At 64.4% G+C, this 9,223-nt stretch carries 8 protein-coding genes; 4 read left to right on the forward strand and 4 right to left on the reverse strand.

Going from position 1 to position 9,223, the window contains the following annotated elements; translation table 11 throughout:
* Positions 1-123 precede the first annotated feature (123 nt).
* From VM221_03560 to VM221_03575, 4 genes are all read left to right on the forward strand, one after another.
* Entirely contained in the window at positions 124-426 is a 303-nt protein-coding gene (locus VM221_03560; protein ID HUT73899.1) for an FtsX-like permease family protein, read from the forward strand.
* Positions 427-1,605, forward strand: a complete 1,179-nt coding sequence (locus VM221_03565) for an ABC transporter permease (GenBank protein HUT73900.1) — start codon at positions 427-429, stop codon at positions 1,603-1,605.
* Positions 1,598-1,984 carry a transposase gene (locus VM221_03570; GenBank protein ID HUT73901.1) on the forward strand — a complete coding sequence of 129 codons (387 nt, stop codon included), beginning with the start codon at positions 1,598-1,600 and terminating at the stop codon, positions 1,982-1,984. The genes VM221_03565 and VM221_03570 overlap by 8 nt, the downstream gene beginning before the upstream one ends.
* A 144-nt stretch (positions 1,985-2,128) precedes the next feature.
* Complete coding sequence (locus VM221_03575) at positions 2,129-3,586, forward strand: HD domain-containing phosphohydrolase (protein HUT73902.1); 1,458 nt, start codon at positions 2,129-2,131, stop codon at positions 3,584-3,586.
* A 108-nt stretch (positions 3,587-3,694) separates the two neighbouring features.
* Here VM221_03575 and VM221_03580 read toward each other — a convergent pair whose 3' ends face one another.
* The 4 genes from VM221_03580 to VM221_03595 all read right to left on the reverse strand — a co-directional run bounded on the left by VM221_03580 (position 3,695) and on the right by VM221_03595 (position 9,002).
* Positions 3,695-4,588, reverse strand: a complete 894-nt coding sequence (locus VM221_03580) for a tyrosine-type recombinase/integrase (protein HUT73903.1) — start codon at positions 4,586-4,588, stop codon at positions 3,695-3,697.
* A gap of 126 nt (positions 4,589-4,714) precedes the next feature.
* Entirely contained in the window at positions 4,715-5,314 is a 600-nt protein-coding gene (locus VM221_03585) for an SIS domain-containing protein (protein HUT73904.1), read from the reverse strand.
* A gap of 297 nt (positions 5,315-5,611) precedes the next feature.
* Positions 5,612-7,174, reverse strand: coding sequence for a hypothetical protein (locus tag VM221_03590; protein HUT73905.1), 1,563 nt, complete (start codon positions 7,172-7,174; stop codon positions 5,612-5,614).
* Between the two features lie 226 nt (positions 7,175-7,400).
* A complete protein-coding gene (locus VM221_03595; GenBank protein ID HUT73906.1) occupies positions 7,401-9,002 on the reverse strand; it encodes a hypothetical protein in 1,602 nt (533 codons plus the stop codon).
* Positions 9,003-9,223: the final 221 nt, after the last annotated feature.

Here is a 9,223-nt window from a genome sequence, read left to right on the forward strand (position 1 = left end):
CGACGACCTGTGCCAGTTGGAGGCACAAGTGCGACGCGGCATCCGGCGGGTGCGGCGCACAGACGACCTGGCTTTCGCTTTCCTCAAACACTCTGGACTCTATCCTGAACTATATAAGGTATTATGCGAGACTCAATAGGCGCGACGAAGTCACGCATTTTCACTGCCGTGCTATTTGAAAGCATCTTGATCTGCGTGATAGGCTGTACACTAGGAGGGGCTGCTGGGTTATTGGCCTTCTACAAAGCGATGGGGCAATTCAGCGCGCACATGAACAACAATCTTCCGCTGGGCTTTCCTGTCATACCACTCACGCTACTGCTTGCTGTCATCATCTTCGTCGGGATACTAGCCGGACTTCAGGGTGCATCCATAGCCACTCAGGCCAATCCGGCTGAAATCGTGAATCAGAAGGATGTTATCTAAATGCGAGATGTGCTTACCCAGGCATACCAGGCACTTGTCCGCCGTCCTATTACTTTCTTTATGGCGGTATTGGCCTTAGCTATCGGCGTGGCTGCCTTTATCTGTGTTGGTGCGCTCAGCGAGGCTCTCGTCTCAAGGCCAATAGAACGCATTCGCTCATCAACATCACCCATACCGACGATCGAAGTGGTACTCTTCTCCAAGGATAAGCCGGGGAGCTTTGTGGCGGATAAGGCCGGAATGCTGGCGAGGCAGGCAATGGGCAAAGGAACGGCGATACTGCTAAGCTATAGGAATCTGACGCCAAAGTCCGGCAGGCATCCAATCCAGGAAGCCTGTGCTTACGCGGTCCCTTCAGAGTTCATTACTTTCAGCTCACAGGAAGTACAGATGGAGCGTGGACGCTTCTTGTCACCCGAAGATGTTCGCGAAAGCCGGGCAGTTTGTGTCGTCAGCCAGGACTTTGTCGATAGGTTGGGCGGCGAAGACGTGGTGGGAAGACCGATTCGGTTAGGTGAGTTTAAGTATACAGTGATAGGCGTTGCGGATCAACTCAGTAGGATTGGCATGGCCGACATGGACATTATGATCCCGCTTTCGATCGCGCGAATCCATTTCCGCGCGCGCCCGCCGGACGGAGTTCTTGCTGTTATTAGGACATCTCCGAAGAAGGGAGCTATCGAAGCCGAAGTGTCACGCATAAAGGATGCACTCGCGCGGAGGAAAGACGAGAAGGTCAGTTTTTACGTATATTCAGGTTGGCTTGAGATGCTAAAGGTGCAAGAGAGTTTTGTCATTGTGCGATTCTATTTTGCATTGCTCGGTACCAGCTTACTCGCAGTTGGCCTACTGGGTTTGGTAGGCATGTTAGTTGCCAACGTGAGCGGTCGGTTGCGGGAAATCGGCATACACCGCGCCCTGGGCGCGACGCGCCTGCGACAGGCTGTCGAAGTATTGATTCAGGCCGCGTTCGTAGGATTTCTGGGAGGTTTGCTGGGGATAGCACTCGGCATAGTGGTAGTCCATGTTTATTCTGGCACGCAGGGTACCAACCTGGTAGTCACGAGATTCTGGATGGCGAGCGCTCTATTCTCCAGTCTTTTCACCGCGTTGTTAGCCGGCTTGCTGCCCGCCCGTGCGGCCATGCAAATCGCCCCGATTGAGGCTTTGCGTGGATAGTTCAGTCAAGTACAATGCTCTGAAACGTGGCCTTTACCCCCGCCCTGAGACGGACCACTTCAATGGTCAAACCTGCCTGGAGTTCCTGCAACAACTTTATCGGCGCAGTCGCCGGCCCGACCGGCAGATCGTGGTCATTGCAGACTACGCCCAGTTCCATTACGCCACCCTCCACCAACCCTGGCGAGACGCGCATGGCCAGCGGTTCGCATTGGATTTCCAGCCTCCCTACAGCCCGGAGCTCAACCCCATTGAACGCGTCTGGAAACTCACGCGTCGCAAGCGCCTGCACCGCGCCCAGGTGATCACGCACGCGCTTGCCCGGTTGGAGCACGCCATCTACAATTCCGCTGCTCCGGGCCCCAGGACCCACGAATGAGCCGATGGGCGGACCGCTGACATCGAGGCCGCGTCGTTGCTTTGGGAAAAGCGGCGGAAATCATGGAATAACCGTTCTGGTGCTTGGCGGCTGCGCAGCCGCCAAGCCGCCGCACCGGGCTGTCGGCAGCCGTTGGGGGACGGCTTGAGCAGCACACAACTGGTTTCCGCAAACCCGAAGTCGCTTGACCGAGGTGGGGAGCATCACCTGGACCGCCATCGCAAGCAGCTCATGTGGCTTGCCATGTCGCTGGTCGGCTTGCTCGGCCTGGCCTTCGTCTTGGTTGTCGCCTACGGCGAAGAGTACGCCGTCGCCGACTTCAACGAGTCGCTGCTGCTCATCGGGTTGCTCGCCTTCCTCACCTGCACGGTTGCCTACTTCGCCGACAAGGAGCGGGCCCAGCGCGTCGAGAACCGCAATCTGTTGCGCGAGCTGCACCAAACGGCGCAGGCCCTCGATGCGCGCGTCAATCGCCTGAACAAGCTCTGCGATACCAGCACACATCTGGCCGGCACCCTGAACATCGAGCGCATCTCTGAGCTGGTGGTTGAAGCGCTGGTCGCCCAGGTTGAAGCGGATGCCGCTTCACTGGTGTTGCTCGACAAGGCCAAAGGCGACTGTCTTTACACCCACAGCCAGGGGACGCTCGCCGAGCTCCAACCCGAAGGCGACATGCCCGAGGCCATCGCCAAGGCGGCGGTCGAAGAGGGCGGGCCGGCGCTGCGGTCGCTGGAAAGCGCTCCCGACGTCGCCCAGCAGCTGCAAGCCTGGGGCAACGTCCGCGCTGCGATCTCGGCGCCGATGAGGGTGTCCGATATCGTGGGCGGGGAGCTGGCGGCCATGCGCCACAACAGCTTCAGCCCCGAGGACCTCAACCTGCTCACCACCCTCGCCAACATGGCGAGCAAGGCGATCGAAGCGGCCGAGCTGCACGAGGAATTAAGGCAGTCCTACTTCAGAACCCTGCACGTGCTGGCGCGCTCGCTCGCCGCGCGCGATCCCTACAGCGCTGCTCACGGCGAAGCGGTCGCCCGCGTGGCCTGTCTGCTGGCAGAGAGGTTGGGCCTGGAAGCTGAGGCGATCAAGGCCCTGCTTGCGTATGGCCCACTGCACGACCTGGGCAAGATCGGGATCGCCGATGCGGTGCTGCTCAAAGAAGGGCCGCTCACCCAGGAAGAGATCGAGATGTGCCGCCAACATGCGGCGATCGGCGAGGAAATCATGCGGCCGCTTAATCCCGGCCCCGCCGTCTTGTGCATGATCCGCAACCACCACGAGCGCTGGGATGGTGATGGCTATCCCGATCGCCTGCGCGGTGAAGAGACCCATATCCTCGCCCGCGTGCTTGCGGTGGCCGACGCTTTCCACGCCATGGTGTCGCACCGTCCTTATCGTCCGGGGGCGGTCGTCTTTCGCGCGGTACAGGAGATCAAGGCCCTGGCCGGCACTCAATTCGATCCGAGGGTGGTGGAGGTCATGGTCGAGCTGTGGGACAGCGGCGAAGTGGCGAAGTTCAACATTGCACCGGCCGAACGCAGCGAAACTGGCGAGATCCTCAGCCGCTCCCTGTTGCTGTGTGCACCGCCGCCAGTCACCAGGTAGCAGCAGCATCTGGCCACCCGCTGGCCGCGACCGCGCTCACCCTCGTACTCTGGCCCATGCGGCCCCACGAGGGATTTCCCATTGAGGGAACTCTGTTCCGGCCGATTGTCACAGCCGAAAACGATTTGCTGGCAGCCTCGCCACCTGCCGGCGCAGGTCCTCGGCGTCCATGTGCGTATACCGCTGCGTGGTGGTGACGCTGGAGTGGCCGAGCAACTCCTGTACGGCTCGCAGTTTGGGCCGGGAGCGCAAGGCATGGGCGGCGAAGGTGTGGCGCAGCAGGTGCGGCCCCGAGCGATCGGTGATGCCGATGCGCCGCAGATAGCGATTGACCAGCAAAGCCACTCCCCGCACCGAGAAGCGCTCCCCGCTGCGATTGAGGAACAGCGCGGGGTTATCGTCCTGGCGCTGGGCAAGGTAGTCCTCCAGCGTCCGGCGGGCATGAGAGTTGATGGGCACCCAGCGCAGGCGCATCCCTTTGCCCACCAGTTGCACCTGGCCCCAGCCGTCGGCGGGCAACTGGACATCCGCACGGTTGAGGGCGCACAACTCCGCGACTCGCAGGCCGGTGTTGTAGAGAAACGCCAGCAGCGCCAAGTCGCGCACCCCGGTGGGAGTCTCAACCTGCGGCTCAGCCAGGAGCGGTTCCAGGTCGCGGCGATAAGAGCGCACCGAATCCGGCGACCGCCCCTCTAGCGCATCCAGAGAGTCGGTCAGAAGACACCGAGTCTGCCGCCTGCTCTCTACCTCCCTCCCACCCACCTGCCCTGCCTGGGCGGCAGCGACCATGTCATCGGCGCGGCTGACGGCCGAAACGACGGCTGCGGCGTCCGCGTCCGCGCGCATCACCTTAGCGACGTTGGCGACGCTGATGCCGCCGACGGCCACCAGTGGGGCGGAGACGGCTCGGCGGATTTCGGCCAGCCACTGCGGCCCCACCGGCGCGCCCGCCGCGATGCACATTTCTCGCAGTTCCTCGGCGGCGACCAACAATTCGCGCACCGGCATTTCCTTATCCCGCAACTGGATGATCGCCGCACCGCCAGCGTTCGGTGATAACGTAAAGGCCGTGCATCAGTGCCAGATAATGCGCCGCCCGGGGAAGCCTTGCCTGTCGCGCCGGCGCGACTAGAGCCGGGCCGCGGCCTCGGTGTCGCGCAAGCAGACGAAGATGAGGTGACAGATTATGAGATGAAGGTCCTCGATCTGCTGCATGTTGTCGCAGGGGACGACGATGCAGCGGTCGGCGATGCGCCGCAACTGCCCGCCGTCGTAGCCGGTCAGGCCAATGGTGGTGGCGCCAACCTGCTTGGCGAGCTCGAATGCGCGCAGGACGTTGGGCGAATTGCCGCTGGCGCTGATGCCGATGGCGATATCGCCCGGCTCGACGAAATTGCGAAGCTGCTCGGCGAACACGTTGTCGTAGGTGGTGTCATTGGCCCAGGCGGTGATGAGGGGGACGCTTTCGGTCAGCGCCAAAGCGCGATAGCGGGGCCGCCCGGCGCCGTAATCAATGCCCTTGGCCACGTCCTCGATGAAATGAGAGGCGCAGGCAGAGCTGCCGCCGTTGCCGAAGGCGAAGACATGGCGTCCGCGGCGGTAGGCGTCGAAGATGACCTCCGCGATGTCGCCGATAGCGTCGGGCGGCAGTTGGTCAACGATGCGGCCGACCTGCTGCAAGTAGGCGGTTATGCGCGCCTGCTGGGCGGCGGACGTGGTATCTGTCACCGGTGCCTCCTTGGCCCTGCGGATTGTGCGACGAGCTTGGGCCGGTCGGTGGCGTCGTCGCGCGGGGGCCTTTCCGCCTCGGCGGCCCTGTGCCAGCGTCATGGGAAGTATAGCAACGGCCTGTCGGGGGCGTCAAGGAAACGCTGAGCTGACCGTTACCCAAGTTTGCTGAGCACTGAAGCCAAGATTCCCGCCAGAGGCGTGACGCTCAAAATCACATCGGGCCCAGGGGGTGTCATTCTTGAGGGCGCGCGGCCTCGTGGCACTGCTGGTCCACGAGGGCGACATCGAGGCCGGCTACGGAGCGGGCGTCGGCGGCGCGCTGGGGATGTTGCCGCCCTGGTCGAGAAGGTGCGGGGTGATGACGATGACGACCTCGCTGGTCCGCTTGTGGGTCGAGATGCGCCGGAACAACTGCCCGATCAAGGGCAGATCGCCCAGCAGCGGCACCTTGCGCTGGGTGCGCTGCTCGGTCTCAGTGGTCAACCCCCCGATGACGATGCTCTGACCATCCTTGACTACGACGCGGGTGGAGGCCCGCCGATAGGTGATTTCCGGCAGGTTGTTGGCGCCGCGTCCGGTCACATCGCGAACATCGGTATCAACATCAGCGACGATCTCGCGCGTGTCCTCGACCACCCGCGGGGTGATGCGCAGGGTAATGCCGGAGGGAATCTGCTGCAGCGTCGTGGAGGGAAAGGTGACCGGCCCGGTGACGATGGTGAAGTATGATTCCTGGCCCACCTCGATCTCGGCCATCTCGCCGTCGGCGGTCGCCACGCGCGGGTTGGCCCGCAGCTTGGCCTGGCCCTTCTCCACCAGCGCCTTAAGCGTCGCTGTCTCCGTGTTGGTGAGCTCAGTATAAGCCAACGACCCCGCGCTGAGCTGGCCGGTGGTTGCCCCGGCGCCGCCCATGGCCACCACCTGGGAGGCGAACTGGAAATGGCGCAGGGTCCAGTCAATGCCGACCTCCTTGAGCGCTTCCTCGCTCAACTCGATGATGCTGGCCTCCAGCATGATCTGGCGCGGGGCAACGTCAATGAGCGCCAGGTCCTCCTTGATGCGCTTCATGATAGAGGGCGGCGCGGTGATGATGAGGCGATTGCGCCCCACTGCCAGCAAGGTCCTTTCCCTCTGGCCGGCCGCACGCTGCGGCTGCGGGCGGGGCATCTCCACCGCGATGTACTTCTCATACGGCCCCGTCAGAAATCCCACCAGCGTGGAGGCCTCGACATAGCGCAGAGCCACCACCTCGGTCTCGCACAGCACCGCGAAGTTCGGGTTGTCCGGGTTTGCCGCCCCCACCAGGTAGTAGCCGTCCATCTTGCGCCAGGCGAATCCGCCCATTGACAGGACGATGTCGAGCGCTTGCTCCAGCGGCACGTCTTCGAGATCCGCCGTCACCACGCCCTGTGTCGTCATGTCCGCCACAATCACCTCCCTGGTCTGGGCGGCAATGTCAACCAGCGCCTGGCGTAGGTCGGTGTCCAGGAACACGTTGCTGACCAGCGGCTCCCCCTGCTCGTTGCGGCGTACCTGCGCAGCCTCCGGAGGCTCGGCTGCCGCCAGCGATTCGTCGTCTTCTGCAGGCAAGTCGGGTGCCGTAACCGCGGAGCCCGGCGGCTCAACAGGGGCGACGGCTGATCCGGGTTCCTCGCTCGCCCCCGGCGGCGGCGCGCTCTCCGCTCCGGGCGCCGTTGTCGGGGGGCTCTCGTCCACAGCGGGGGCCTCAGCGGCGCCTGCCGCCGGCGGCGCTGGTTGGTCCGCAGCCTGCGCGACCGACCCGCCGACCAGCAGCACGCACAGAGCCGCCGCCGCGCCAAGGCGCAGGCAGCGCCACCTAGTAGACGCCATTGTCATCGTTCACATCCTCCCCGCGGAACCGAGCGCGGCAGGGCTCACTTCCACGTGTTGAGGTATTCGGCAATGTCCTTAGACTCGGATTATGCGTAGGCCCGCGATGATGTCATTCTGAGCGCCAGCGAAGAATCCCCTATCGCCCTTCACTAACCCCGGCAGAGGCCCCTTCGGCTTCGGTCAGAGCCTGCCCTGAGCAACGTCGAAGGGGCAGGTTCTTCGCCAACGGTCATCCCCCCACCTCAAACTGGTGATTGGCGCTGCCGATGGTGTTCTTGGTTCCCACCTGGGTCACCGTCACGTTAGCCGTGTAGCGCCCTTTTTCCATGCGGTATGGGAATGAGACCTTGAAGGTCGCCTGCGATTTGGGCAGCAGCACCACCCCCTCGCCGCCGAACTTTTGCGGCTGGCCAACGGCTTTGCCGCCGGCGCCGGTGATGCGCGCTGTCCCTTCGATCTCCACCCCGGCGTTGCCGACGCAGCTCACGGTCACCTGGAGCGTCCCGCCTCCCGCTGCATCGCGCTTGAAGCCCGCCACCGCGACCTTCGTCTGCCGCTCGCACGTCCCTTTCGCCGCCAACGACAGCACCAGTGCGTGCTGGCGGATCAACAGCGGGTCTTTCGGCAGGGGACGCCCTTGCTCGTGGAAAACCAGCGCGGGATAGTACTCCCCCGCCGCCCCCCGCGGCACCTTGACGGTGTAGTTCACCCGCACCAGGCGGCCGGGCGCGAGCTTCAGGCGCTGCGGAGAATAGGTCACGAACTGCATCCCCGCGCGCCCATGCCGCGAGTCCTTCGTGCCGAAGTAGAGGTCCGCATTCTCATCCAGGTCCCAGAACATCAATTCGGGTATGACCTCGATCGTCTTGTTGGTGACGTTTCTGATGACCACGCTGTCCGCGCGCTGGCCTCCGGGGGCGAGGTCATAGTGCGCCCGCCCTCGCGAGATGTCGAAGCGCGGAAGGCCTGCCAGCAGCGCGGCCTCCTGCTCCGGGGTCGGCCGGCCCGCCGTTACGTTGCCCTTGATGAGGGTGACCGTCTGCGTGGCCCCGGCCAGCCGCCGGCCTCCCGCGAAGAAGTCAGCCCGCACCGTGTAGATGCCGTCCCCCAGCCGCCCGGGGAGCACCGCCTGGAAGACCCTGTGGCTGCCGGGAAGAACCAGGCCCGTGCGAGTCTCGAATGCCGCCTGACTGACCGCGCGACCTGTGCGCCCCAGGACCGCAGCGTTCCCGCTCGACCACAGGTGGAGGTCGCCGGCGTTGCTCAGCTTGGCTGACACCCGCAGCCGGCCGTCGTTGTCCCTGGACATCCGCACGTCGCTCGCCTCGGCCTTTACCCGCATGCTGGGGCCGGGTACGGTGACCACCAGAACATGACTCACGAGAAAGCCCAACTCGACGGCGGATCCACGCCCGCGGACACCGCCGCCCGGCGGCACGGAGACGCTGACGATCGCGCTGTAGCCGCCGGAGGCGCCCGCCGGCGGCTTCACCGTCACCTCCACGTTCCGACCCTGGCCGGGGCTAAGGGTGAACTGGGCCGGCTTCGTCGTCGTCCACGACGCGGCGCTCCTTGCCCCTTCTTTGAGGGTCACCGGCCTGCCATCTTCCGTCATCCCCGCTGGCTGCACCCGCATCGTGCACGACAGCGCGCGGCTGCTCCCGTTGGTGACGCCGATCTGGTAACTCCTGGTCGTGTTCACCCGCACCTGAAGCCCCTTCATGGTGGGCGTCAGGCTCAACTGCGCGGCGGCGGACCCGGCGAGCAGACCCACCGCCGCGGCGGTCATGGCCAAGATCACACCGGCACGGACTCTGACATGGTCTCTCACATACGCCTCCATGCTCGGGCGCGACCCTTTGCCACCGGGCGCGACCCTTTGCCACCGGGCGCGACCTTCTCTCAAGGTCGCGGCCCCCGCGGGGTTAGCAGAACCCCGCGCCCGGGTCGCGGGCCCTGCGGGGTTAGGAGGACCCCGCGCCCAACGCGGGCCCCGCGGGGTTAGCAGAACCCCGCGCCCAAGGACCCCGCGCCCCTTATGCCACCGGGCGC

The organism is Armatimonadota bacterium, assembly GCA_035527535.1.
Classification (GTDB): Bacteria; Armatimonadota; Hebobacteria.

Coding starts and splice junctions, on each gene's coding strand:
- VM221_03590 (HUT73905.1), bottom strand. CDS start 7,174: ATGACAATGGCGTCTACTAGGTGGCGCTGCCTGCGCCTTGGCGCGGCG.
- VM221_03565 (HUT73900.1), top strand. CDS start 427: ATGCGAGATGTGCTTACCCAGGCATACCAGGCACTTGTCCGCCGTCCT.
- VM221_03560 (HUT73899.1), top strand. CDS start 124: ATGCGAGACTCAATAGGCGCGACGAAGTCACGCATTTTCACTGCCGTG.